The organism is Erythrobacter sp. JB1-15, assembly GCF_057365035.1.
In genome coordinates this window covers 107194-130651 of sequence record NZ_CP200295.1, presented here as the reverse complement: position 1 = coordinate 130651, position 23458 = coordinate 107194, and the positions used below count along the sequence as shown (strand labels likewise).

The window sequence follows — 23458 nt, the reverse complement described above, 5'->3', positions numbered from 1 at the left end:
ACTCAGTTGTATTCGATATACGCATCATTGCGAAGATCACGCAGATAACGCTGCGCGCGCTTGTTGATGCGCTCTTCTTCGATCTGGTTCATCACCGTTTGGAACGTCGGTCCGCTGTTATCTTGCGGATCATCGCGTCCGCACAGCATCAAGACACGCACACCTTCTTCGGGGCTGCCAAAGGCCGGAGTGGTCTGTCCGACTTGCAAACCCAGAATGATGGCGCGCAATTGTTCTGGCAATCCGCCTGCCTTGATCTGGTCATTGGTGACAACGGTCGCGCCAATGGCTTCGCGCGCGCTGTCCGCATCGGCACATCCGCGTAAGGATTGGACAAAGGTGGAAAACTGGCTGATTTTGGCCTCGGCATCGGCTTGCGTGATGCCCGGTTCAAGATCGATTGAGATTTGCTTGAGGCTAAGCAGCGCATCATTGGGATTGGCCATCAGAACCTGCCGCTTGTTGCGCAGATACAGGATTGAGAAACCGCCGGGGATCTCAATCGGCCCGTTCAATTGGCCCGGCTGCATATTTTGCGCAGCATTGGCGAGCGATGCTGGTAGCAAACCAAGCCGTACCCAGCCCAGATCACCACCGACTGCGGCGGTAGACGCTTCGGAGAATTGCCGGGCATAAGCGACAAAGCTGCCCCCTTGCTGCAATTGCTGCATGATCTGCGTCATGTTTTGCAGCACCGCTTCGCGATTTTCGCGAGTGGCGTTCATATAGATTTCGCCGAGGTGATATTCATCGGTACCGCGCGATTCTTCGAGCCGTTTGAGATATTCCTCAACCTCTTCTTGGCTGACATTCACAAACGGCGTGACATTGCGGCGCAGCAGGTTTTCCCAAGCGATCTCGCCTTCGATCTGGCGTTTGAGCGCGTTAGCGGAAGACCCGATTGAGCTGAGATATTCAGCCATTTTCTCAGGTTCTGCGCCAAAGTTTTGCGCCGCAAGTTGGTCATAAGTTTGATTGACCTCTGCACGCTCCACTCGCATCTCAAGCGCTTCTGCAGCCTGAATTTTGAGCGTTTCATCAATCAGATTGCGCAAAACTTGCAGGCGCAGGCGCGCCATTTCCTGTTCAGACACCTGATTTTGCGCAGCCGAAGTGACGAGCGCGACGCGCTGCTCAATATCAGTTCCGGTGATGACATAGCCGTTCACCACAGCGGTTGCGCTGCGCTGATTGGGGTTTTCCGTTTCGAAAATCATCACATTTTCAGGAATACCCAGCGGATTGTCCATTGTAGGCACGCCGGCTGTTTGCGCGGCCAGCGGCGCTGGTGCAGCTGCCATCACCGCAAGGCCGAAAGCGGCACTGCTCAAAACACTGCGCGATAAAACCGACTTAAAAAACACATTCAAATTCACTGATACAATCCCGTCTGTTTCTCGTTTGCGCGCCGCTTTCCCTCATCGCGGCGCGCTTTCTTTGTATTCTTACCTCGCGCCGATAGCCAAGCATGCCTTAACCCGCGCTGAGTGCGCCTTTGGCCGCGTTAGTGGCTCCATTAACGGGTTTGAGCAAAAGTGCCAATTCGCGGTGGCGCACAATATGCGGATAGTGCGCCTGTTCAAAAGCCCAGATTGCGCAGGGCAAAGAACAGTTGGAACGTGTTGCCGCGCGCCGCATCGCCTGCGGTGATAAAATCGCGCCGCCATGTAAGGCCGAATTCAATGCAATCATCCTGATAAGCGACGCCAAGCCGAGTGCGGATCGGTTCAAAGCCATCAGGGGAAAAGGTGGGGTCTTCATCTGCGCTGGTAAGGTTGAACACGCCTGATCCAAACGCGGACCAATTGCGGCCAAAGGCCACGCGCACAGCGGCGCGAAATTCTTCGCGATCCTGCAAATCTTCGACAGTTTGAATGTCTCGATTGAGGCGAAGATAGCCAATTTCAGCATAGGTGCGTTGCGACCCGACAGTCGCGTCGATTTCATTGCGACGCACAGCGAAATTGTCCTTATCGAGGCGAAAACGGTGCGTGAATTTCACAAAGTCGCGGTACCGGACCTGCGTGCGGCCAACGAAATCAGACACCCGCTCTGACAGCCCGGTGCCATCAGGGAAGATCTCGCGCGCGGCTTTCACCCGGTACGATTGGCCAATCGTGGTATCAACCCGCCAGCCCGGTTTTTGCAAGCGCCAATCCACTCCCCATGTGATGCGCGATCCATCTTCAACCCGGTCATATCCGTTAAAGCGATTGAGCGCGAAGAGGTTGGAATCCTCCAGATCAATCGCGCGCGCATCTTCGTTGGGCACGGCTAGATTTTCGATCGGCGGGCTTGCCACCACTTGAATTCGAGGGGTGAGAACCTGTGTCCCGCCAAATGCCTCGCCCACAAAAGGCCATTCGATATCAATCGCGGCGATACCAATGGCGCGACCTGTCCACCCTTCATTGCCGCGATAAATCTCGGTCGTTGTCGAAAGCGTGTCGCTGGTGTGATAGACATCGCCGCGCACCAGGCCGCTGACAGTGATAACCTGGCCGAGCCCTGTGAGCCTGCGCAAATCCCAGCGGGCGCCAGCAAATGCGCGCTGTGTATCCTGACCATCGGTGCGCAGCAGGCTGAGAGTGTTGGCTTGCAATTCTATCCGGCCGCCCAAAAGCGGGTCTCTTATCTGGCGGCGATAATCAATTGCAGGGATAGCGACAGGGATCTGGCCTTGATCAGCGTTGATCCGCAGCGTTTGCGTCGCCCATCCAGCGATGGAGAGATACGAATTCTCATCAATCCGCTCCACATTGACGGTGGATCGCAGCCGGTCATCGCGGCTGATGTCATAACGGCGCAGGAATGTGCGATCGCTGGTTAGCCGCACCGATCCGGTCGCGCTCCATTCGGGAGAGAACTGGTACCGGCCATTGGCAAACAGATAGCCGCGCGGATCGCTTTGCGTGTCCGGCACTCCGGTGAAATCGGTGACGCGGCTGCTTTCAGTAAGGTAGCCCGTGATCTGATAAGCGCCATCATCGGTCAAATGCCGCCACTGCGCAGAGACCATCGGCGCAACTTGCGAAAAGACATAGCCACGAACGGTCAGATCCTGATTGTCGGCCAGCCGCCAGTAATACCGCCCGGAAAGCTCAACCCCGTTCACTTGGGTGACGCGGACGTCGGGCACCAGAAAGCCGGAAACCGCGCTGCCATCTGTGCGGATCGAAAGGCCGGGTAGCGGCAGGATGCGCGCGCCGAACAATTCGAGCATCGCCCCGCGAAAGCGCACTTTGCTATCAGCGGGGTCATACGTCACTCGGTCGGCGGTGATGCGCCAGCTGGGGTCTTTGTCGCATCCATCCTCGCCCGTGACAGCGCAGGCTGTGTACGCGGCATCGGTGAGGACAATCGTCTCATCCTCGCCGCGCTCACCGGATCGCGCAGCCAGCCGCCCGCCAGCGCGCAAAGCGAGTAACAGATCCGACATCGCGCCCGCTTCGAAAGTGTCGGTTAATTCGAGCGCTTCGGTAAACAGCTGATTGCCGCGATCATCGACAAGCCGGATTGAACCCTTGGCGAAAATTTGTCCGCTTGTGCGGTTCCACACGACTTCATCTGCGCGCACGGATCGGTCTTCGCTCCGCAACACCACATCGCCGCGCGCAGTGACGGTGTTTGCGACATTGTCATAAGCAAGCTGGTCAGCCTCAAACGCGATAACGCGCGCGGTTTGGTCTTGCGTTGGTGTGGCCGCAGGGGCGGTTGTTGCGGGATCATTGATAGTCAGCGTCTGGCGCGCGCTATCGCTGACCTTTGCATCATCTGCGGGTGCCAAATCCTGCGCGAATGCCGGTACTGGCCAGGCGCACATAAGCGCCAAGGAAGCGGCGATCCCCCCGCGATTGCCTATGCAATGCAGATTGCGGTGCAGCTTTGGCTTGGCAGCGACCTTGGAACCTCCCGACATCCCTTGCCTATTGCACCGCTGGTGCGTAATCGCAACGGCAATACTAAGGCCCTCATCACAAGGCTCAATTTGGCGCTCTATTGCGTTCAATACGAACGCTCGGTTGAGATACACGGCCTCTTTGATCCAATGGCAGGAGCATTCATGCGCATTCACTTCACCCAATCCCCTCCGCAGCAGGTTCGTTTGACCGCGCGGATCGTCAATTCCGGCTCGTCTTTGTCGGGGCTTGATGCCGCGATCATTGATGGCGCGAAAGCATCCCGGTTCAAAGGCGGCGCGGGTCAGGTGTTTGAAGCGTTTGCCATGCAATCGGATGCTTTGCGCCGAATCGCACTCGCCGGCGCGGGAGAAGTGGACGCGGAAAAGCGCCGTTTGAATGTTGAGCGGGCGGGCGCTGCGCTAACGGCAAAATATCTGACATCGGGCGAAACCGAAATGGCGCTTGACCTCAGCCATGCGGACCTTTCGGGCGAAGAGGCAGCGGCAGTTCTTCTCGGCCTGCGCCTGCGCGCGTTTCGCCATGATATGTACCGCACCAAACTTGCCAAGGATAAACGCGCCACTCTTGAAAATGTGCATGTGACAGGCGCGCCAGAAGGCACCCAGCAGGCCTGGGCCGAAAACGAGGCAATCGCCAAAGGCGTCGAGCTGACCAAAATGCTTGTGACTGAGCCTGCCAATGTCATTTACCCGGAAACTTTTGTCAGCGTTTGCAAAACCGCATTCGAAGGCACGGGCGCCGAAATCACTGTGCTTGACGATGCGCAGATGGAAGAGCTGGGCATGGGCGCTTTGCTCGGCGTGGGTCAGGGATCAGAGCGCCCCTCGCGTCTTCTGGCAATCCGCTGGAATGGCGGCGCAGACGGAGAGAAACCGACCGCGCTGGTGGGCAAAGGAGTTACCTTTGACACAGGCGGTATCTCGCTGAAACCGCCGCCCGGCATGGAAGATATGAAGTGGGACATGGGCGGTGCCGGTGCGGTCGCTGGCGGGATGCTGGCAATTGTTGGGCGCAAGGCAAAGGCCAATGTCGTGGCCGTCATGGGTCTCGTCGAAAACATGCCCGATGGCAAAGCGATGCGCCCCGGCGATGTCGTCACTACGATGAGCGGTCAAACAGTCGAAGTGCTGAACACCGATGCAGAGGGGCGGCTGGTGCTGTGCGATGCGCTGCATTGGACACAGGAGGAATATGACCCGGCGCGCATTGTTGATCTTGCGACTTTGACCGGCGCAATGATTATCGCGCTTGGCCACGAGCACGGCGGGCTTTTTGCCAATGATGACACATTGGCCGAGCAATTGCTGAGCGCTGGCGCGGGCACGGGGGACAAGCTGTGGCGGCTTCCGCTGGGGCCGGCCTATGACAAGCTGATCGATTCTCCGATTGCTGACATCAAAAATGTTGGCCCGCGTCCGGCTGGGTCAATCACGGCGGCGCAATTCCTCCAGCGCTTTATCAAGAAAGGCACGCCGTGGGCGCATCTTGATATTGCTGGCATGGTGTGGGCGGACAAGCCCGGACACAGCTGGGACAAGGGCGCAACCGGATATGGCGCGCGGCTGCTTGACCGGTTTGTCGCCGGTTTTGAAAAGTGACCGCCTAGCTGGATAAGGAGACCCCGCTATCCCCAAAATGCGCAAGAAATCTGATTTGCCAAGCAAGATTTGCGCGGCCTGCGGGTTGCCTTTTACCTGGCGCAAAAAGTGGGAGCGCGATTGGGATAATGTGCTTTATTGCTCTGAACGGTGTAAGCGGAATAAATCATGAAGCTCGATTTCTGGCAGCTTTCGCGCGATCCCGCTGACAAGGTCACCGCCCTGATCGCGGGCCGGGTGCTTGGTCAGGATGAGCGGCTGCTGGTCGTCAGCACAGATGCGGCCCAGCGCGCGGCCATTTCGCGCAGTCTGTGGAGTGCGGGGGCCGACAGCTTCCTTGCCAATGGCGAGGCGGGTGATCCGGGAAGTGACCGCCAGCCCATCTTGCTTTCGGACAAAACCGAGGCGGCGAACGGGGCGAGCCATGTCATTTTCGCCGATGGCACTTACCGCGAAACAACCGGTTTCGCCCGCGCATTTCTGCTGTTTGATGAGGCGAGTTTGCAAGCTGCCCGGCAGACCTGGAAAGCTTTGCAAGATCGCGACCAATTAGAGCGCGCCTTTTTCCGGCAGGACGGCGCAAAATGGGTTAAGGTCGCCTGATTTGGCCGTTAGTTCAGTTGAGGAAATACATGCGTAGCACAGCGATAATGAACCTGGTGGTGGGGGGCGCGATTTTGGCTTCTTGCGGCACGGAGACCTCGGGCACATTAAAAGATGGTAATGGGGGCGAGGGCGAATACACTATCGACCGGGAAACCGGCGAAACCTCGGCGACGATTGAAACCGAGGAGGGCACCACCACTCTTCGCACGGGCGAAAATGTCCCGGTTGAATTGCCCGATGGCTTTTCGCTCTATCCTGATGCCAAAGTCGTCCAGAACACCCGGATCGAACAGGCCGAAGGGCTGGTTGTCGGCATCACCATGCAGATCGAGGACAAAGCTGCCAAAGTTGCTGAGCATTACAAACAGCAGGCGCAGGCGGCGGGATATGCCATCGAAATGGAGATGACAGCAGATCAAACCGTCATGATCGGCGGCACCAAGGATGGGGGCGCGCAATTCACTTTGAACGCAACCGAAGCGGGCGGTGCAACCACCGCCATGCTCAGTTTGGCAGACGGGGTCGCTGAATAACTGCGAAAACACGCTCTAACGCGTCCACTATGCATTACCAGAGCATGGGCCCCGGCTCCGAATGCGCAAAGGGGCCGCGCCGCTCGGCTGCGCTTAAGGCTTGCCGTAAGGCGCGCTGGCGACTAGGTGCGCGCGCAACCTCATCGTTCCCTCTCAATCCAAGGAATTTTCTATGGCGGTCACCCGCACTTTTTCGATCATCAAACCCGATGCCACTCGCCGCAATCTCACAGGCGCTGTCACTGCAAAGCTTGAAGAAGCAGGCCTGCGCGTGGTTGCATCAAAGCGTATTCACATGAGCAAAGAGCAAGCCGAAGGGTTCTATGCCGTGCATAAAGAGCGCCCTTTCTTTGGCGAGCTGGTTGAATTCATGATGAGCGAGCCTGTGGTTGTGCAGGTTCTCGAAGGCGAAGACGCGGTAAAGCGCAATCGCGACATCATGGGCGCAACCAATCCCGAAGAAGCCGATGCCGGCACCATCCGCAAGGAATTTGCGCTCTCCATCGGTGAGAACACCGTCCACGGTTCGGACAGCGAAGAAAACGCTGCAATCGAAATCGCTTATTTCTTCAGCGATGACGAAATCGTCGGCTAATCTGCCCGCGGCTAACCTGCCCGCGCTTCTCAGCGTCTGTCCAAAGGGGCAGCGTTGTGGGGCGGGGCAGGCGGCCTGTTAAACCGGCAGCGGCCCGGTTCTTTAAGCGGCACTATTTACGCAGCACTATCTAAGCAGCACTGCGGCGCGCTTCGGACATTTCCGCGCCAAATCCTTCAAGCTGGCGCGCATGGCCAAGATGCGCGCCGCTCGCGCTTGATTGCATCGCGGTGTGCATTGCGGCTTTCGCTTCTTTGGTAAGAGTGATGCCCAAATCCTTGTAAGCGCTTGCAATTGCGCTTTCCCAATCATCAGACAGATCATCGAAATTTAGCCGCGTAACCGGCCCGTCAAATTGCGCCAGCGCCTCTTCCCGGCGAGTGTCGCGCAGCGCGATCTTGTGTTCGTACAGCTCAGTGATCCGCGCAATATCGCAGCTGTCTGACTGGATCGCCATCTGGTTCGCCACCAAAGAGACCGCGCTGCGCAGCACCGCATCACGGTCTCTGTCGGCAACCACCACCCGCGCACCGGGAAACAGTTTAAGCAGGCATGCCAGATCTTCGGAAAATTGCGGCGCTTTCATCACGCGCGGGCGCTCTGCGCAATCGCGGTGGGCGGCATCGGTGCGCAAAATCCGTTCAAATTCCCGGTAGACAGGGGCGGGATCGGCAAGCTCGCTAAAGGCGGAAAAGCTGGGAATGTGCCATTGCGATTCGTAAATCGAATGGTTGAGAGCGCCCGCCAGCCACGCCAGTTCTTCTTCCACTTCGCCGCTGGCCATCGGGTGAATGGATTGCAGCCACGGGTTCAGCGCCTCCATCATCATCAGTTCCGCTTTGCTTTTGACCCGGCGCAGATCAAATTTCTGCGGAACCGGGTGCCACGCATCGCAATACCGGGTGTGCGAATGGGCCGGGTCTGCGGCCAGCAATTTGTGAATGCGCGTGGTGCCTGATCGCATATGGCCGATCACCAGAATGGGCGGTGCAAGCTTTGTTTTGAGCAGATCAGGTTCGCGCCGCCACAGATCGCCCAGCGACAACCTTTGCCCGATGGCGCGGGTCAACTGGCCATAAGCCATTGCGCGGCCCAGCGGGTTCAGGTCTGCTTCTGCGCTGACCGCTTCGCACAATTTTTCCAGCCGCAGGCGGAAATCGTCAATGTCCTCAGGCGAACGTTTGCCCGTTTCTGCATCGGCGGCAAATTCGCTGACATCCTTGCTTGCCGCTTTTACCGCAGCGGCCCACAGCGCGCCGGGTTCCAGATCAGGCGCAGGCAGCCAGCCGCGATCCCATGCCTTGCCCAGGAAATCGCTTACCTTCTCGGCCAATTTGCCGCGCGCCAGCAAATGTTCCCGCGTCGATGGCTTGCCCATGATTGCGCCCTTTATCGCGGCCATTGCCAAATGATTGAACGCTGGCCGGGTATTTCCCTCAATGGCCAGCAACTCATCAGAACATGTCAGCCGCATCAAGCAGTTTTGTCATCCGTTTTGGAGCAATCGCGCGCCAGCTGCGTCTAAGCCATTGTTCCACATGGTCCCAATCGATCCCGGCGGCGGGGCCAGAGCTGTTGAGAACTATCCCGACCCAGCCGCTCGCCCCGTAAAAGGCTGGCTTGAAATAAGTCTCGGGCTGGTTTTCGATAAGGTTCATCAGCTCATCCATACCGCTGGTTTTGACCAGCACCGCGATATGATCGCTGCCGTGGTGGCGATCTGCGAAATAGGCAAAGAATTTGCCGGATTTCTCTCCGCCGACGCGGAAACCGGGGGAGCCATGGCTTTCGCGCTCGGATGTTTCGGGCAGCGACAGCGCAAGTTTGCGCACCTTATCCAGCAGAAATGCCGGATCATTGCCGCGCGACAGGTAATCATTGACCGCGCGCGGATAAAGCTGGTGTTCCGCGAGTTGCACCCGGCGCGCCAGAGTTTCGGGCGTGTCATCAGAGGCAATGGCCACGCGGGCCTGAGCAATCACTTCGCCCGCATCCAGCTGCGGCGTGACGACATGCACGCTCGCCCCTGCATGCGTATCGCCTGCCTCTATCGCGCGTTTGTGGGTGTCCAGCCCCTTATATTTGGGCAGCAGCGATGGGTGGATGTTGAGGATCCGCCCCTGCCAGCGCTCGGTAAATTCAGGCGAGAGGATGCGCATATATCCGGCAAGCACAATCGCCTGCGCGCCCGCCTTGATCGCGGCGGCTTCCATCGCGGCATCCTGCTGTGCGCGGCTGCAGCCTTTGTGTGAATGGACAAAGGTGTCGATCCCTTCAAGCTGGGCAAATGCCAGCCCGCCTGCATCAGCGATGTTGCTGGCGACCAGCACAATCTCAAACGCGGCTCCCGGCTGGCGGCTGGCATAAAGGAGCGCAGCCATATTGGTGCCGGTACCCGATATGAACACCGCGACCGGCACAGGTGGCACCGGAGAATTAGCCATGATGAACCGCTTCGAACGCGGCGCGCGCAGACCATGTGCCTGCCGATCCGCGCACGCTGCAGCCGGTTTGGCCCGGTTCAATCACGCCGATCCGGTGGACGGTTTCGCCTGCTTTTTCCAAGCGCTCCGTGACGGTGCCTGCAGAGCTGGCTTCGACAGCCAGAACCATGCCGACCCCGCAATTGAATGTGCGCGCCATCTCCTCCGGCTCAATCCCGCCTTGCCCTTGCAGGAATGCCATCAGACGCGGCTGTTCCCAGCTATCGGCATCGACAACCGCATGCGCGCCGTCAGGCAGAATGCGCGGAATATTCTCAAGCAGCCCGCCGCCCGTAATATGCGCCAGACCATGGACAAGGCCTTCGCGGATCAGCGGCAGCAGGCTGGCGACATAGATTCGCGTCGGTTCAATCAGAGCATCGATCAGCAGCCTGTCCGCATCAAACAAAGCAGGGCGGTCCATTTTCCACGCGAAATCCTCAGCCAATCGGCGCACCAGCGAATAGCCGTTCGAATGCACACCAGACGAAGCAAGGCCCAGCAGCACATCGCCCGGCCTCACCTGTTCGCCCGTCAATTGCTCCCCGCGTTCAACCGCGCCGACGCAAAACCCTGCAAGGTCGTAATCACCAGAGGCATACATGCCGGGCATTTCAGCCGTTTCCCCGCCGATGAGCGCGCATCCGGCCTGTTTGCACCCCGCCGCAATGCCTGCAATCACCCGCTCAGCAATACCATTTTCCAGCTTTCCGGTGGCAAAATAATCGAGGAAAAACAAAGGCTCTGCGCCCTGAACGATCAGATCATTGACGCACATCGCAACCAGATCAATCCCGACGCTGCCGTGCCGGTCATGCTCAATCGCCAGTTTAAGTTTGGTCCCCACACCGTCATTCGCCGCGACCAGCAGCGGATCGGTGTAGCCTGCTGCTTTGGGATCGAAAAAGCCGCCAAATCCGCCCAGTTCGCTGGTGGCGCCGGGGCGCGCTGTGGCTTTCACCAGCGGCCCGATCGCTTTGACCAAAGCATTGCCCGCAGCGATTGAAACGCCTGCATCTTCGTAGGTGTATCCGGTTTTTGTATCAGCCATCCGCAAGGCTTTACCCCTTTGCGCTTGGAATTCCACTTCGCATTGGGCAATAGGGCCGTGGTTTCCCCAATGACGTCGCAATTCACCTTGTCTGCACCTGATGCACCGGCCTCCAAAGCCGCTTTGCGCCTGCCGCGCTGGTTGATGGGCGCGCTGGCGGCGCTCGCCTTGATGGGCGGGGGCTATGCTGCCGTGCTGGCGCAAGTGGGCGGAGAGCGCGGGATTGCACCCACTGCCTCCAGCTCCGATATCGAAGTCCGCAATATCAAAGTCGATGAACGCGGCGATGATGCTGAGGATGCGCGCGACAATGCCTGGCGCGATGCGCAAAGGCAGGCGTGGAAGCGCGTCAATGGCCCGCCGCTTTCCGATGGGCAGCTGTCATCGCTGGTGTCCTCCATCGTGATCCAGCGCGAGCGGGTGGGCCCGCGCCGCTATATCGCGACATTGGGCGTGATTTTTGATCGTCAGCGCGCCGGGCGATATCTGGGCCGCGGATCGCGCGCGCGCGCTTCTGCGCCCATGCTGCTGATCCCCGTCACTGCGACCGCTGGCACCTACACCGCGTTTGAAACGCGCAATCCCTGGCAGCGCGCCTGGGCTGATTTCAACCCGGGCACCAGCCGCATCGATTATGTCCGGCCATCGGGAGCAGGGGGCGATTCGCTGCTGCTGAACTTTGGCCAGACCGGCAGACGCAGCCGCGCATGGTGGCGCTCCACGCTTGATCAATATTCCGCCGCCGATGCGCTGATGGCCTATGCCCGGTTGGAGCATGAATATCCCGGCGGCCCGATCGCGGGCACATTTACCGCGCGTTACGGGCCTAACAACACCATGCTCGAAAGCTTTGAGCTGACCGCTGACAGCCCCGATGCACTGGGCGATATGCTGGGCGAGGCGGTTGAGCGGATGGACGGCATTTTCGAAGAAGCCCTGACAGGCGGCAAGCTCCAACCCGATCCCACATTGAACCTGGGAGGTGGCGGCAGCGCTGACCCTGCGATTGCGCGCCTCATAGAAATCGGCCGCGCCATCCGCGCGCGCGATGCCGCCTCAAGGGCGAGCGCGCAAAGCGGCGACGAGAATACAGGCGAAAGCGGTGACGGAACCGAAACCCCCACGCCGCCGCCTGCTGCCGCTTCCAGCTATACCGTACAGTTTGCCTCGCCCGATGCTGCCAGCTTTGATGCCGCTTTGTCCGCTGTGCGCGCCAGCCCAGGCGTTGGCGGGGTAAGCGTCACCAGCACCGCCATGGGCGGCACCTCTGTCATGAGCGTCCGGTTTACCGGCAGCCTCGATCAATTGGCCGCAGCTCTGCGCGCGCGCGGGTTCACCGTTACCCAAGGCGCAAACGCGCTCGCCATTAGCCGCTAATCCGCAGGACGGATCACGCGATGGCAAAAACGGCCCCATCTTCTGCCCAAATAGCGCTGCCGCTCGAATGGAGCGGCAATGGCAAAGACGCAGCGCGCGCAATCGTGATCGGCAATGCCAATTCGCATGTGATTGATGCTTTGCGCGATCCGGCAAGCTGGCCGTTCAACACCGCCATCCTGTCCGGCCCGCCGCGATCCGGCAAAAGCCTGCTGGGCCGCTGGATGGCGGGGCAGGGAGTGCATGTTGTGGACCCCGCTGAGCGCGAAGATGAGACCGAATTGTTCCACCTGTGGAATGCCAGCCAGCAGGGCGGATCAAAAGCGGGCGAGCCGCTGCTGCTGATCGCGGATAGCATGCCGTGGCATATTGCTTTGCCCGATCTTGCATCGCGGCTGGGCGGATCGCTGCACCTTGAACTGGGCGAGCCTGATGACGCCATGGCGGCAGACTTGATCCACGCTTTTGCCCATGCCCGCGCGCTGACTTTACCGCCGGGGGCGGCGGAATATCTGGTGCCGCGCGCGGACCGCAGTTTTGCAAGCCTTGAACATCTGGTTGCGACGATTGATCGCATCAGCCTTGAACGGGCGGTGCCTGCCACCATGTCTGTATGGCGCGCCGCCTTGGAAGCGCTGCAAGGACCAGAGCAAAAGCGCCTGTTTTAGAGCGCAAATTTGCGTTTTGGCCGAAATGGTGAAAAGTAGCGGCGAAGGGTGAAAAGGTATCGGTGATGTTTGACCGGCTCAAAAGCTATCTGGATTCCATCCATTCGCGCGATCCCGCGCCGCGTTCGCGGTGGGAAATTCTGCTCTATCCCGGTGTCTGGGCCTTGGGCATGCACCGCATTGCGCATTGGCTGTTTGAAGCGGGCATGTTTTTCCTTGCCCGCGCGGTCAATCACACCGCGCGCTTTTTAACCGGGATTGATATCCATCCCGGCGCAAGCATTGGCCGCAATTTCTTTATCGATCACGGCTTTACAGTGATCGGGGAAACCGCCGAAATTGGCGACAATGTCACGATTTACCAATGCGTTACTCTTGGCGGGACCAATCCCGCCAATGGCAAAGGCGGCAAACGCCATCCCACGCTCGAAGACAATGTGATCGTGGGTTCGGGCGCGCAGATCATCGGCCCTGTCACTGTGGGCGAACGCGCGCGCATCGGGGCAAGCGCGGTGGTGATGGACAATGTGCCAGCCGGCGCGACCATGATCGGGTTGAAAGCGCGTTCAACGCTCGTCCCGGCAGAGGAATGGATCAAGGATTTCATCCCCTACGGCACGCCCAATTGCGAAGATGCAGAAGGCAACCGCGTGGATTGCATCGAAAAACTGGAAAGCGAACTCGCCGCGATGAAAGCAGAGATCGCCGCGCTGAAAGATGCGGGCCAGGCGGGCATTGATGTGGCCGCTGTCAAGAAAAGCGGGACCAGTGATTGATGGACCCGCATCAGGGCGCAGCAGGTCAAATTGTCGCTTTTCCAAACCGCCGCGCAGGCCAGGTTGGGTTTGAACGCAAGGAATTGCAGCGCATTCTCGATCTGTATGGCCGCATGGTCGCAGCGGGCGAATGGCGCGATTATGCGATGGATTTTGACCGGAACGTGGCGGTCTTTGCCGCTTTTCGCCGCGCATCAGAGCGTCCGCAAGCCCGCGTGGAAAAACGCCCATCCCTGCGCAACAAACAAGGCATGTGGACCCTGTTTGGTGAACACGGCCAAGTGCTGAAACGCGGATCAGACCTCGCCAATGTCCTCGCGCCGATAGAACGCCGCCTGGTCAAAGCCGTGGATCAGGACTGAGCGGGATTCCACAGGGGCCAAGCGATCATTCAAACACGCTGGCTGCATTCACATTGGATATCAATGCCTGCGTGATGGTTCCGATAATTTGATAAATCAGCAAAGCTGCCGCGATCAAGAATACGCTTGAGGCCACACTTAAGAGAACTGCGATCTGCATGTTGCCGCTTCCATCAGCCATCAGGGTAAGACGTGTACTAACATTGCTGAGAATGCCGCCGATTATCCATGCCCCCCACCACTGGCCCAGATTGCCAGGGGATTCGCTGCCATAACTGTCGGCTGTGAGGTGGCTTTCATTCCATAATTCGCGCATCGCGCCCAGCGGCTTGAATAGGTTCATGATCGGGACGAAGAACCACCCCACGGCCCAGCCGGGCGTGTATTCCAAATCGTCCCGGCCTGCCTCACGCAGGCTGGAATGGGCGCGGTAAATCCACATCGAAATCGCCACCGCCGAAACCAGAAAGGTAACACTCGATGCGATCAGTATGAAGGAGTAGATCACTTCGGCGGTGCCCAATTCTACGGTGTTCAAATTGATGAACCCAGCCAATTCTCCCAATTCACCCAGAAGGACAACGGCGAAAAATCCCAGCGCCACCAAAGTTGCGATGCTCGCAAATTTGGCGCGGGCTAGTAGGAGGTCAGTGTCAAAGCCGGCTGCTGCGTGGGTGCTTGCTTCGTTCATCGGCTCAGATATCCTGTTGGTGATGTATGCAATCACAGCTGCGACGAAAATCTGATTATGATCAGTTATACGCCCTGCCGCAAGAACCTGAAAAGAAAGTGCAATATTTAGCCCGGCATCGCAAGCAGCCGAAAGTCTGCTCGTCCCGTTCTAATACGCCGCTATTCGGCTTGATCTCTCAAGCCGTTCCTTGTGGGTCAGCATCCCGATCAGGCCCGCGCCCACGATCAGATCAAATCCTGCGCAAAGCGGCGGGTACCATTCGGCAACGCCGGTATGCGGGCCGATAATCGCATCATAGGCGCCGTGCAGCAGGATCGCGGCACCGATAGAAGGAAGCCAGCGGCGCATCGCCAGCAAAGCTCCGCCGCCAAACAGCAGCGCGACAATCGTTTCAAACACGATATCGGTGATCGATCCATCAGCCAGCTGCACGCCGACATAGATCCACAACATGGCCGTAAGGGCGAGCATGCCTTGCGCCGCAAGGATCCTGGATGACAGCCGGGCGCTTATGGCGAGCATCACTGCCCCCATCACCACGCCTATTATGGCTGCCAACCAGTAATCCATCGGGCTGTTCCCGCGTTTGCGTTTTCGGTTTCGCTTATCCGCGCGCGCTGGACGGGCCTGTGCCTGTCACTTCTTGCATGGCTTTCAGGATTGCGCCTGATTGCTCGCTGCCCGATTGCGGTGCGACCAGATTGGTGAACGAATTGATATCATCCCAGCGCGCTGCGAAACCTTCAACGGTGCGTTCGCCATCGGGCAGCCACACGGCATCGTTCATGACGACCCATGACGAATGGAAACCGCCAGCGCCTGCGCCAACGATAGCATTGGTGGGGCCATCTTCGCTGACCAGATAAAGCGCTGCGGGCACCACGTTTTCAGGTGCGAACAGTTTGAATGCTTCTTCGGGGAAGAGATCTTCGGTCATGCGCGTGCCAGCAACCGGTGACAGCGAGTTCACACGGATATTGTATTTCGCGCCTTCCAGCTGAAGCGTCTTGGTAAGGCCGGCAAGGCCCAGTTTCGCCGCGCCATAATTGGCCTGGCCAAAATTGCCGAACAGGCCCGTGGACGATGCTGTCATCAATACGCGGCCATAGCTTTGCTCGCGGAAGGTTTCCCAGCATGCCTTGGTGACAAAGGCGGATCCGGTAAGGTGGACTTTGAGCACAAATTCAAAATCAGCCGGCGTCATTTTGACAAAGGTCTTGTCGCGCAGCACGCCTGCATTGTTGATGAGGATATGGACGCCGCCCCATTTCTGCTTGGCATCGGCGACCATTTTTTCCATCTGCTCATATTCAGTGACAGAGCCGCCATTGGCCATCGCTTCGCCGCCAGCCGCTTCAATCTCGGCAACCACTTCGGCGGCGGCATCAGAAGTGCCCGTACCATCGCGCGATCCGCCAAGGTCATTGACGACGACTTTCGCGCCGCGCTTGGCCAGTTCCAGCGCATAGGCTTTGCCCAAACCGCCGCCAGCGCCGGTAACGATTGCGACCTTATCCTTGAAATCGATGCTCATTCTATGATCCTCTCAAAATGTTTCTCGTGGGAGAGCACGCTTTACGCGCGCGTAAACTTTGCAGTGCGCTGCGTGGCACTTTTGCTTTGGCGATGCAACAGGGGACATGCGCACCGTCCCATGCCGTAGGGTTAGGCCGGTTCGCCAAGCTTTGAAGCGGCTCCGATCAGCTGATCGAGCGAGATCGATAACCGCATCCGCGCCCAGATCATCAGGCGCTTTGTCGCAATACCCATAGGCGGCTGCAATAACGGGAACACCTGCGGCGCGCGCGGCGGCCACGTCATAGGTGGAATCGCCGATAAACAGCATGGAGCCGCCGCCCATACGCTTTTGCGCTTCGATCACGGGGTCGCCATGCGGTTTGGAGATGAATTTGCCATCCGCCCCTTTGCCCATCGTGTCGCCGCCTATCACGGTTTCAAACGGGGTGATAAAGTCTAACTGCGTAAGGATTGAACGGGCGAATTTCTCAAACTTATTGGTGACAACAGCGACTTTGACCCCGCGCGCGGTAAGATCGGCGATCACTTCGCGTGCATGGGGGTAGGGGGCGGAATGCACCGCATTGTTGTCCGCGTAATAGCGCAGCATCGCCTTATACAGCGCATGGAAATCATCGCCTTCCAGCCCGCCTGCAATGCCGCCTTGTGATTGCACTGCCTGAGCCAGCATCGCTTTTGCTCCGCCGCCGATCAGGTCTTTGGAGCTTTCAACAGGCACCGGATGATACGCGCCCAGCGACAACGCATAATTCACCGCCTCGCCCAGATCGCGGAACGTATCGAGCAGCGTGCCATCAAGGTCAAAACCAACACTATCGTAAGGGAAATCTGTCATGCCCCCACGCGTGGTCCAACAGACTTCAAACCGCAAGCATTTGCTGGCAGGAGCGCTGCGCGATAGAGTGCAGTTTAAGTTACAATCGACGGAAACCCATCTGAATGACTGATTTTGCCGCCATCATCCTCGCCGCTGGCAAAGGCACACGCATGAAAAGCGAGCTTCACAAAGTGCTCCACCCCATCGCGGGCAAGCCGATGCTGCTGCATTTGCTCGATAGTTTTGACGCGCTGTCGCCCAGCCGCACCGTTGTGGTGGTGGGCGACAGGCGCGAGCAGATCGATGCCGCTTTGGAAGGGCGCGAAGTTGTAACCGCTTTGCAAGACCCCCAGCACGGCACCGCGCACGCCGCATTGCAGGCGAGGGAGGCATTGGCGGGATTTTCGGGCAATATCCTGGTGACATTTGGCGATGTGCCGATGGTGACGGGAGCGACGGTTCAAAAGCTGCTCGATGCGTTATCGGGCGGTGCTAAGGTCGCTGTCCTCGGGTTCAGGCCGGATGATCCGCTCGCCTATGGCCGGATTATTGCGGATGAAGCGGGCGCTGTTTCCAAAATGGTCGAATTCAAAGATGCTTCGCCAGAAGAGCGCAGCGTCAATCTGTGCAATTCGGGCCTGCTGGTCGCGCATTCTGACGATATGTGGCCGCTGCTCGACGCGGTGGATAACAACAACGCCCAATCCGAATATTACCTCCCCGATGTCGCCACAGGCGCGATTGCGCGCGGGGACAAGGTCGTCGTGGTCGAATGCGATGCGGATGAAGTCGCCGGGATCAACAGCCGCGCAGAACTCGCCGAGGTTGAAGCCCGCTGGCAAGCCGCCCGCCGCATTGAGGCCATGGCCGAGGGCGCGAGCCTGCGCGCGCCAGACACCGTGTTTTTCAGCCACGACACGGTGCTTGGCCGCGATGTGACCATCGATCCGCATGTGGTGTTTGGCCCCGGCGTAAGCGTGGCCGATGGCGTCCATATCAAAGCGTATTCGCACATCGAAGGCGCGCAGCTTGGCAAAGGCGCACAGGCCGGCCCCTTTGCCCGCCTGCGCCCCGGCGCGGTGATGGAAGAGGGCAGCTTTGTCGGCAATTTCGTCGAGATGAAGAAAGCCACTCTCGGCCCCGGCGCAAAGGCCAGCCATTTGTCCTATATTGGCGATGCGAGCGTCGGCGCGAATGCCAATATCGGCGCGGGCACGATCACGTGCAATTATGATGGCTATTTCAAATACCAGACCGTGATCGGCGAACGCGCTTTCATCGGCTCAAATTCAGCCTTGGTCGCGCCTGTCAATATCGGTGCTGATTCCATTGTCGCAGCGGGCTCCACCGTCAGCCGCGATGTGGCCGCTGGCGAGCTGCGCATGGTGCGCGCGGAACAATTGGTCAAAGACGGCTGGGCGGACCGTTTCCACGACACGATGAAAAAGAAGAAAGCGGCGGCAAAGAAAGGGTGAGACTGTAGCGTGATCTGGGACTTTACCCCAACGACTATTGAGGTTGAAGGCAGGACTGTCACTGCGAAAGCAACACAGGCGCATATTTGCATTGCGACCCACGTTTGGGCTCCAAAAAAGTGGGGGCCGTTTTTGCGCAGGCATTGGGATTATGGACCTGAGCACTCTACCGCGACTTTTGAAGTCGATATCAAAGTGGACAAGGAATCGGGTGGTGACGGCGCGCTGTATCCAACGCTGCGCATTGTTTTTACACCTAGTGGTTGGAGCGCGACGAGTTTCGCCGATCTTGCGGGGCAAACTTTTGTTGAGGGCGAAGACCCGGTTGAATTTGAGTGCTTTTATGGAAACGATGCGCCGCATTTTGAGAACAACCGCGTGTCGTTTCAAGCGGGTGAGAACCCCGGCCAATTGGTTGTCGATTGGCACGCGCAATATCGCTGGTATAAAAATGATGAGCCTGAACCTTTCCATTTTTCAGGACCGATCCGCATTCAAGGGCTTTGGACTAAGGTGAAACGCGACAAGGACGTTGCACCGATTGTGGCGGCCACGATGCCCGGCTTTGATCTGGCATCGCTAAGCGCTCCAGAGATTAGAGACGAGAACCGCTCCTCGCACTTCCCCAGGAAGTTCCGCCATTGGAGGGTTCATTGGTTTGCGGCTTGACGCTGACGATATCCAGTCCTTGTCATGCTGGCTGTGCGGGCGCCCGTTTGAGACGCTGATCCAGTGGCATCATCCTGTGCCCAAATCGAAAAAGGGAAGGGCGACTGTTCCCGTCCACCCGATCTGTCACAAGGCGATCCACACCAATTTCACCAATGCTGAACTGGCGCGGATTGGTGATGATCCAGATGCCATTCGCGCGCATTCCGCGCTGGCGAAATTCATCAATTGGGTCGCGAGCAAACCGCCCGATTTTCACGCGCCCACGCGGCGATAGGAACCCATCCGGGAACCAAAGCGCTGCCTGACTGCTGATAGAGCAACAGCAGCAAAAGGGTTTCGCACGGTGAGTTTCAAAAAGTGGATCGGTTTGGGATTGAGCGCTGCCGCATTGGGCGGGGCGGTCGCTTACGCACAATATCGCGACATTGAAAAGCCGGCATATACCGTCGTGACCGCGCAGGATGCATTCGAGCTGCGCGAATACGAACCCATGATCGTGGCCGAGGTTACCCATTCAGGCACGCGGCGCGAGGCAAGCTCGCGCAGTTTCAGGAGGCTGGCGGCTTACATCTTTGGCGAAGACCGGCCCGAAGGCGGCGACAAAATCGCGATGACATCGCCTGTGCTGCAGGATCGCGCCGATCAGGATGCGAAAATCGCGATGACATCGCCAGTTTTGCAGGGTGAGACAGGCAGCGGCACATGGCGCATGCGGTTTGTGATGCCGGCCAAATATACCATGGCAACGCTTCCCACTCCGCCTGCTGATATCACACTCAGCGAAGTGCCCGCACGCCGCGTCGCAGCGGTCACTTTTAGCGGCAATGGCAGCGCGTCAGACCTTGCCGATATGGAAGCTTTGCTGAGCGAATGGATCGCAGCGCAGCAGCTTTTGCCCAAAGGCGATTTTGAGTACGCTTTTTACGATGCGCCGATGGTGCCGGGCCCAATGCGCCGCAACGAAGTGCTGATTGAGGTTGCGGCGGCGGAATAAACCGCGCCGCCGCACACACCCTCAAACCGCGGCCAGCTGGGCGGTGCGGGCAGGGGCCTCGGAGCCAGCGTCCATGCTGGTGTCGATATGCTCAAGCCCGCAATCGCGTTCCCACTGTTCAAACTCGCTGCGGCTCAGCAGATACCGCTCACGCGCTTCGTGGAAACTGATCGCACGCTCATGCACAGCGCGCACTACGTCTGCTTTGCGAGTCTTTGACCAGTGCACCTTGTGACTTTTGGGCAGGCCGTAGCTTTTGATGACATCAGCCATCGACATATGATTGGGATACGTCATTCGCTTTCTCCTTGTGCCCCCTCTGATGCATTTGAGATCGCGCTTTGGCACTTAACCACGCCCTTCCAAAGATGGTTAAAATCGTGTTGATCCTACCCCCCGTGCAAGCCCTGCGGTGAAGCGAGGCAAAACTGTCGGTTTGCTTTACAAGGCCAGTGAAAAACCCCGATGCTCAGCGCACCGGGGTTCACAATTTATTCAGTTATATGAGGAAGTTAACCGCCCTCACGCGCGTCCATCAAACGCTGCATCAGATACACATATTGCAGCGCCTGAAGCTTCGCGCGTTGTTCGTTATCGACCCCGCCGGAATGCCCGCCGGTCATATCTTCAAAGTAGTAATAAGGCTGGCCCAATTCCTTAAGCCGCGCGGCCCCTTTGCGGGCATGGGCAGGGTGCGTCCGGTCATCGGCGGTGGAGGCCCAGAGGAATGGCATGGGGTAATCCACCCCCTCCACAATCTTTTGATAGGGCGAATACCCTTCGATCCATGCGCGCTGTTCAGGGATGCGCGGATCGCCATATTCGCCAATCCACGATGCTCCTCTGCCGATCAGGTGATAGCGCAGCATGTCGAACAGCGGGATCTGCACGATCGCTGCGCCAAACAGGTCGGGGCGCTGGGTAAAGGCAGTGCCGACGAGCAAGCCGCCTTGCGAGCCGCCCTGAATGCCGAGATTGTCCGGAGAGGTGAAGCCGCGTTTCACCAGATCCTCACCCACTGCGATAAAGTCATCCCAGGTGCGCTGCTTGTTTTCGCGGATGGCGCTCTGGTGCCATTCGGGGCCAAATTCGCCCCCGCCGCGAATGTTGGCAAGCACATAAGCGCCGCCGCGTTCCAGCCACATCTTGCCGGTTGATCCCAGATATCCGGGCAGGCGAGGCACCTGAAATCCGCCATATCCGCCCATCAGAACAGCGGTTTCGCCGTCCATCGCCATGCCAGCGGGTTTGACGATGAAATAAGGGATGCGTGTCCCGTCTTTGCTCACCGCTTCGTGCTGTTCAACTTCCATGCCCGCGGCTTCAAAATAGGAAGGCGAGGTCTTTAGCACTGCCGGATCGGCGCTGCCATCGGTGTAATAAAGCGTGGTGGGATTGAGGAAATCGGTGACGGTGAACATGATCTGCTCGCTCTGGTTAGAGCTTGCCGCGATGCCCACAGTTGCATTGTCTGGCAGGTTCACTTCCTCGCTCACCCATGCGCCATCTGCAAAATTGAACTTCAGCACTTTGCCAACGACATTATCGAGCAGGCCCACATAGAGCGCGCCCGCCGTGACCGCGCCGCCGCGTTTTGTCTGGCGCTCTGCAGGAGCCCAAACCAGCGTTTTGGCCGCCGCATTGGGATCGGCTTTCCATTCTTCCAGATCGGCTGCAATCAGGCTGTCTGCGGGGAATGTTTGATCCCCCACCGTCCAATCGACATCGGTGGAGAAGAGAATATGCCCGTCCACAATCCCGTAAATCGAAGCCTTAAGCGGCATATCAAGCCGCACCCATTCCATGGTTTCAGGATTGCGCCAGTAATTTTCGCTTTCATGGAAACTGACAGCGCGAAACGCGGTGGTGGCATGCACGGTGCTGGCGGCATCGCGCAGCAGGCTCGCGCCTGACCACACATCCGATGCGTCCCCGCGAAAGATCTCAGCTGCGTCCGCAATATCGGTGCCACGCTTCCACAGCCGGGTGGTGAAGGGATATTCGCTGTCGGTCAGCGTCCCTTCGCCAAAATTGCGGCTGACCAGCATGGTGTCTTTGTCCATCCACTGGACGCTGCCCTGGCTTTTCTCAGAAAGCTCAAACCCGTCATCGACAAAAGTGCCGGTGGCGGTGTCAAATTCGCGCATAATGGTCGCATCTTCGCCCCCATCGGACAGCGCGATCATGCAGCGATTGAGCGCAGGCGGCAGGCAGGTGGAGCCTTTATAGACCCATTCCTTGCCATCCGCCTCGGCCAGCGCATCCACATCGAGCAGCACTTCCCATTCCGGCTCATCGCTTTGATAGCTTTCCAAAGTGGTGCGGCGCAGCAGACCTTTGGGGTTCTGTTTATCCTGCCAGAAATTATACAGGCCATCAGGGCGAAAGCTCACATAAGGGATGCGGTCTTCGCTGTCATAAATGGCAAGCGCTTCGGCTTTCAGCGTTTCGAACCGCGGATCGGCCTCCAGCGCGGCCAGAGTGAGCGCGTTTTCCGCTTCAACCCAGGCAAGCGCTTCATCGCTGCGCGCTTCTTCGAGCCAGATATAGGGATCTTGTTCGGGGCCGGGCACGCCATCATCTGTTGCGGTTTGCATATCGGCTTTCTCTGATTGGCTGTCTTCGCCGGTTTGCGCGCCTGCTTTGGCGGCATTGGCGGCATTGGCGGCGGTGGATGCGGTGATACTCATGGCGGCTGCCAGAGCGATTTTGGACACGAGTTTCAAGGGGTCTCTCCTGCGCGATAATATGGCCCCCTTGTGCCGGGGTCAGGCGCGCTTGTGAAGGCGCTTTGGCTGATAGAGTAGGAAAGGCTTTGCGCAATACGGGCCGCGCGGTTCTTGCATGGAAAAACCAATGCCGATTTCGCGGATTGATTGCCGTTTGGAAACAGGCGGCTGGTGGCCAAGGCATTACCCGTAACACCAGCACCCGTAACACCAGCCTGTGAGCGAAGGAAAACAACTCAGGATCGCTTGCGCAAAAAAGGCGGCCAACAAGGCCGCCTTTTCTGAGTTTCAATTATGGAACAACTTACCCCTCAACATGCTCCGCGAGCACGGTGAGGCCGGTATCGCCAACCTCGGCAAATCCGCCTTTGACAGCGATCATTTCGGGCGCAGCGCCTTCGGTTTTGAAGACCTGCACTTCGCCGTCGCGAATGGTGGACATGAACGGCGCGTGCCCTTCGAGCACACCAAATTCCCCGTCGCTGCCGGGCACGACAACCATATGGACGTCTTCGGACCGGACAAGCTTTGCCGGGGTTACGAGTTCAAAGTGCAGGGGCATAAAA

25 protein-coding genes are annotated in these 23458 nt (G+C 58.4%); 13 read left to right on the top strand and 12 right to left on the bottom strand.

What is annotated here, in order from left to right:
* Window positions 1-2: 2 nt before the first annotated feature.
* A complete protein-coding gene (locus tag AC0V6L_RS00705) occupies window positions 3-1331 on the bottom strand; it encodes a peptidylprolyl isomerase (protein WP_486152207.1) in 1329 nt (442 codons plus the stop codon).
* A gap of 248 nt (window positions 1332-1579) precedes the next feature.
* The gene (locus AC0V6L_RS00700; RefSeq protein ID WP_486152205.1) at window positions 1580-3919 is read right to left on the bottom strand and encodes an LPS-assembly protein LptD; all 2340 of its coding nucleotides are present in this window, start codon (window positions 3917-3919) and stop codon (window positions 1580-1582) included.
* Between the two features lie 144 nt (window positions 3920-4063).
* On the opposite strand from AC0V6L_RS00700, the gene AC0V6L_RS00695 reads away from it, so the two are divergent.
* The 5 genes from AC0V6L_RS00695 (at window position 4064) to ndk (ending at window position 7255) form a co-directional block, all read left to right on the top strand.
* Entirely contained in the window at window positions 4064-5521 is a 1458-nt protein-coding gene (locus AC0V6L_RS00695) for a leucyl aminopeptidase (RefSeq protein ID WP_486152203.1), read from the top strand.
* Window positions 5522-5558: 37 nt separating this feature from the next.
* Entirely contained in the window at window positions 5559-5693 is a 135-nt protein-coding gene (locus AC0V6L_RS00690) for a DUF2256 domain-containing protein (RefSeq protein ID WP_486147130.1), read from the top strand.
* Window positions 5690-6124 carry a DNA polymerase III subunit chi gene (locus tag AC0V6L_RS00685; protein ID WP_486152201.1) on the top strand — a complete coding sequence of 145 codons (435 nt, stop codon included), beginning with the start codon at window positions 5690-5692 and terminating at the stop codon, window positions 6122-6124. Before AC0V6L_RS00690 ends, AC0V6L_RS00685 begins: the two co-directional genes overlap by 4 nt.
* A gap of 29 nt (window positions 6125-6153) precedes the next feature.
* Window positions 6154-6660 carry a hypothetical protein gene (locus AC0V6L_RS00680; protein ID WP_486152199.1) on the top strand — a complete coding sequence of 169 codons (507 nt, stop codon included), beginning with the start codon at window positions 6154-6156 and terminating at the stop codon, window positions 6658-6660.
* 172 nt (window positions 6661-6832) lie between these two features.
* Entirely contained in the window at window positions 6833-7255 is a 423-nt protein-coding gene (gene ndk, locus AC0V6L_RS00675; RefSeq protein ID WP_486147124.1) for a nucleoside-diphosphate kinase, read from the top strand.
* A gap of 130 nt (window positions 7256-7385) precedes the next feature.
* On the opposite strand, the gene AC0V6L_RS00670 is transcribed toward ndk, so the two are convergent.
* The 3 genes from AC0V6L_RS00670 to purM form a co-directional block, all read right to left on the bottom strand.
* A complete protein-coding gene (locus tag AC0V6L_RS00670; RefSeq protein WP_486152197.1) occupies window positions 7386-8633 on the bottom strand; it encodes a sulfotransferase in 1248 nt (415 codons plus the stop codon).
* Window positions 8634-8709: 76 nt separating this feature from the next.
* Entirely contained in the window at window positions 8710-9699 is a 990-nt protein-coding gene (gene purN / locus AC0V6L_RS00665; protein WP_486152195.1) for a phosphoribosylglycinamide formyltransferase, read from the bottom strand.
* Window positions 9692-10789, bottom strand: a complete 1098-nt coding sequence (gene purM / locus AC0V6L_RS00660; RefSeq protein WP_486152193.1) for a phosphoribosylformylglycinamidine cyclo-ligase — start codon at window positions 10787-10789, stop codon at window positions 9692-9694. Before purM ends, purN begins: the two co-directional genes overlap by 8 nt.
* Before the next feature lie 69 nt (window positions 10790-10858).
* On the opposite strand from purM, the gene AC0V6L_RS00655 reads away from it, so the two are divergent.
* The 4 genes from AC0V6L_RS00655 to AC0V6L_RS00640 all read left to right on the top strand — a co-directional run bounded on the left by AC0V6L_RS00655 (window position 10859) and on the right by AC0V6L_RS00640 (window position 13972).
* On the top strand, window positions 10859-12166 hold the full coding sequence (locus AC0V6L_RS00655; protein ID WP_486152191.1) for a heavy-metal-associated domain-containing protein: 1308 nt from the start codon (window positions 10859-10861) through the stop codon (window positions 12164-12166).
* Between the two features lie 20 nt (window positions 12167-12186).
* Window positions 12187-12834, top strand: a complete 648-nt coding sequence (locus AC0V6L_RS00650) for a P-loop NTPase family protein (protein ID WP_486152189.1) — start codon at window positions 12187-12189, stop codon at window positions 12832-12834.
* 65 nt (window positions 12835-12899) lie between these two features.
* Window positions 12900-13610 (top strand): serine O-acetyltransferase EpsC, encoded by a 711-nt coding sequence (gene epsC / locus AC0V6L_RS00645; protein WP_486152187.1) that lies wholly within the window; start codon window positions 12900-12902, stop codon window positions 13608-13610.
* Window positions 13610-13972, top strand: coding sequence for a DUF2794 domain-containing protein (locus tag AC0V6L_RS00640; RefSeq protein WP_486152185.1), 363 nt, complete (start codon window positions 13610-13612; stop codon window positions 13970-13972). Before epsC ends, AC0V6L_RS00640 begins: the two co-directional genes overlap by 1 nt.
* Window positions 13973-13997: 25 nt before the next feature.
* Here AC0V6L_RS00640 and AC0V6L_RS00635 read toward each other — a convergent pair whose 3' ends face one another.
* From AC0V6L_RS00635 to AC0V6L_RS00620, 4 genes are all read right to left on the bottom strand, one after another.
* Window positions 13998-14663 (bottom strand): DUF4328 domain-containing protein, encoded by a 666-nt coding sequence (locus tag AC0V6L_RS00635; RefSeq protein ID WP_486152183.1) that lies wholly within the window; start codon window positions 14661-14663, stop codon window positions 13998-14000.
* A gap of 150 nt (window positions 14664-14813) precedes the next feature.
* A complete protein-coding gene (locus tag AC0V6L_RS00630; protein WP_486152181.1) occupies window positions 14814-15236 on the bottom strand; it encodes a hypothetical protein in 423 nt (140 codons plus the stop codon).
* A gap of 34 nt (window positions 15237-15270) precedes the next feature.
* A complete protein-coding gene (locus tag AC0V6L_RS00625; RefSeq protein ID WP_486147104.1) occupies window positions 15271-16200 on the bottom strand; it encodes an SDR family NAD(P)-dependent oxidoreductase in 930 nt (309 codons plus the stop codon).
* A gap of 12 nt (window positions 16201-16212) precedes the next feature.
* On the bottom strand, window positions 16213-17040 hold the full coding sequence (locus AC0V6L_RS00620) for an HAD-IA family hydrolase (RefSeq protein ID WP_486152179.1): 828 nt from the start codon (window positions 17038-17040) through the stop codon (window positions 16213-16215).
* 104 nt (window positions 17041-17144) lie between these two features.
* Here AC0V6L_RS00620 and glmU point away from each other — a divergent pair, with 104 nt between their 5' ends.
* From glmU to AC0V6L_RS00600, 4 genes are all read left to right on the top strand, one after another.
* The gene (gene glmU / locus AC0V6L_RS00615) at window positions 17145-18497 is read left to right on the top strand and encodes a bifunctional UDP-N-acetylglucosamine diphosphorylase/glucosamine-1-phosphate N-acetyltransferase GlmU (RefSeq protein ID WP_486152177.1); all 1353 of its coding nucleotides are present in this window, start codon (window positions 17145-17147) and stop codon (window positions 18495-18497) included.
* Between the two features lie 9 nt (window positions 18498-18506).
* Window positions 18507-19166, top strand: coding sequence for a hypothetical protein (locus tag AC0V6L_RS00610; protein ID WP_486152175.1), 660 nt, complete (start codon window positions 18507-18509; stop codon window positions 19164-19166).
* Window positions 19150-19443 (top strand): HNH endonuclease, encoded by a 294-nt coding sequence (locus AC0V6L_RS00605; RefSeq protein ID WP_486155027.1) that lies wholly within the window; start codon window positions 19150-19152, stop codon window positions 19441-19443. The genes AC0V6L_RS00610 and AC0V6L_RS00605 overlap by 17 nt, the downstream gene beginning before the upstream one ends.
* Before the next feature lie 69 nt (window positions 19444-19512).
* Window positions 19513-20163, top strand: a complete 651-nt coding sequence (locus tag AC0V6L_RS00600) for an SOUL family heme-binding protein (protein WP_486152173.1) — start codon at window positions 19513-19515, stop codon at window positions 20161-20163.
* Window positions 20164-20184: 21 nt separating this feature from the next.
* Here AC0V6L_RS00600 and AC0V6L_RS00595 read toward each other — a convergent pair whose 3' ends face one another.
* From AC0V6L_RS00595 to AC0V6L_RS00585, 3 genes are all read right to left on the bottom strand, one after another.
* A complete protein-coding gene (locus AC0V6L_RS00595) occupies window positions 20185-20460 on the bottom strand; it encodes a DUF1153 domain-containing protein (protein ID WP_486147092.1) in 276 nt (91 codons plus the stop codon).
* Between the two features lie 215 nt (window positions 20461-20675).
* Window positions 20676-22880, bottom strand: coding sequence for a prolyl oligopeptidase family serine peptidase (locus AC0V6L_RS00590; RefSeq protein ID WP_486155026.1), 2205 nt, complete (start codon window positions 22878-22880; stop codon window positions 20676-20678).
* Between the two features lie 316 nt (window positions 22881-23196).
* Window positions 23197-23454: an ATP synthase F1 subunit epsilon gene (locus tag AC0V6L_RS00585; protein WP_486152172.1), complete on the bottom strand. Its 258-nt coding sequence runs from the start codon at window positions 23452-23454 to the stop codon at window positions 23197-23199.
* Window positions 23455-23458 lie beyond the last annotated feature (4 nt).

Bases quoted from the DNA above. Each gene is read 5' to 3' on its own strand.
- AC0V6L_RS00640 (WP_486152185.1), top strand. From the start codon at position 13,610: ATGGACCCGCATCAGGGCGCAGCAGGTCAAATTGTCGCTTTTCCAAAC.
- glmU (WP_486152177.1), top strand. From the start codon at position 17,145: ATGACTGATTTTGCCGCCATCATCCTCGCCGCTGGCAAAGGCACACGC.
- purN (WP_486152195.1), bottom strand. From the start codon at position 9,699: ATGGCTAATTCTCCGGTGCCACCTGTGCCGGTCGCGGTGTTCATATCG.
- AC0V6L_RS00595 (WP_486147092.1), bottom strand. From the start codon at position 20,460: ATGACGTATCCCAATCATATGTCGATGGCTGATGTCATCAAAAGCTAC.
- ndk (WP_486147124.1), top strand. From the start codon at position 6,833: ATGGCGGTCACCCGCACTTTTTCGATCATCAAACCCGATGCCACTCGC.
- AC0V6L_RS00625 (WP_486147104.1), bottom strand. From the start codon at position 16,200: ATGAGCATCGATTTCAAGGATAAGGTCGCAATCGTTACCGGCGCTGGC.
- AC0V6L_RS00685 (WP_486152201.1), top strand. From the start codon at position 5,690: ATGAAGCTCGATTTCTGGCAGCTTTCGCGCGATCCCGCTGACAAGGTC.
- AC0V6L_RS00670 (WP_486152197.1), bottom strand. From the start codon at position 8,633: ATGGGCAAGCCATCGACGCGGGAACATTTGCTGGCGCGCGGCAAATTG.
- AC0V6L_RS00585 (WP_486152172.1), bottom strand. From the start codon at position 23,454: ATGCCCCTGCACTTTGAACTCGTAACCCCGGCAAAGCTTGTCCGGTCC.
- epsC (WP_486152187.1), top strand. From the start codon at position 12,900: ATGTTTGACCGGCTCAAAAGCTATCTGGATTCCATCCATTCGCGCGAT.
- AC0V6L_RS00700 (WP_486152205.1), bottom strand. From the start codon at position 3,919: ATGTCGGGAGGTTCCAAGGTCGCTGCCAAGCCAAAGCTGCACCGCAAT.
- AC0V6L_RS00620 (WP_486152179.1), bottom strand. From the start codon at position 17,040: ATGACAGATTTCCCTTACGATAGTGTTGGTTTTGACCTTGATGGCACG.
- AC0V6L_RS00680 (WP_486152199.1), top strand. From the start codon at position 6,154: ATGCGTAGCACAGCGATAATGAACCTGGTGGTGGGGGGCGCGATTTTG.
- AC0V6L_RS00650 (WP_486152189.1), top strand. From the start codon at position 12,187: ATGGCAAAAACGGCCCCATCTTCTGCCCAAATAGCGCTGCCGCTCGAA.
- AC0V6L_RS00635 (WP_486152183.1), bottom strand. From the start codon at position 14,663: ATGAACGAAGCAAGCACCCACGCAGCAGCCGGCTTTGACACTGACCTC.
- AC0V6L_RS00690 (WP_486147130.1), top strand. From the start codon at position 5,559: ATGCGCAAGAAATCTGATTTGCCAAGCAAGATTTGCGCGGCCTGCGGG.
- AC0V6L_RS00655 (WP_486152191.1), top strand. From the start codon at position 10,859: ATGACGTCGCAATTCACCTTGTCTGCACCTGATGCACCGGCCTCCAAA.
- AC0V6L_RS00630 (WP_486152181.1), bottom strand. From the start codon at position 15,236: ATGGATTACTGGTTGGCAGCCATAATAGGCGTGGTGATGGGGGCAGTG.
- purM (WP_486152193.1), bottom strand. From the start codon at position 10,789: ATGGCTGATACAAAAACCGGATACACCTACGAAGATGCAGGCGTTTCA.
- AC0V6L_RS00695 (WP_486152203.1), top strand. From the start codon at position 4,064: ATGCGCATTCACTTCACCCAATCCCCTCCGCAGCAGGTTCGTTTGACC.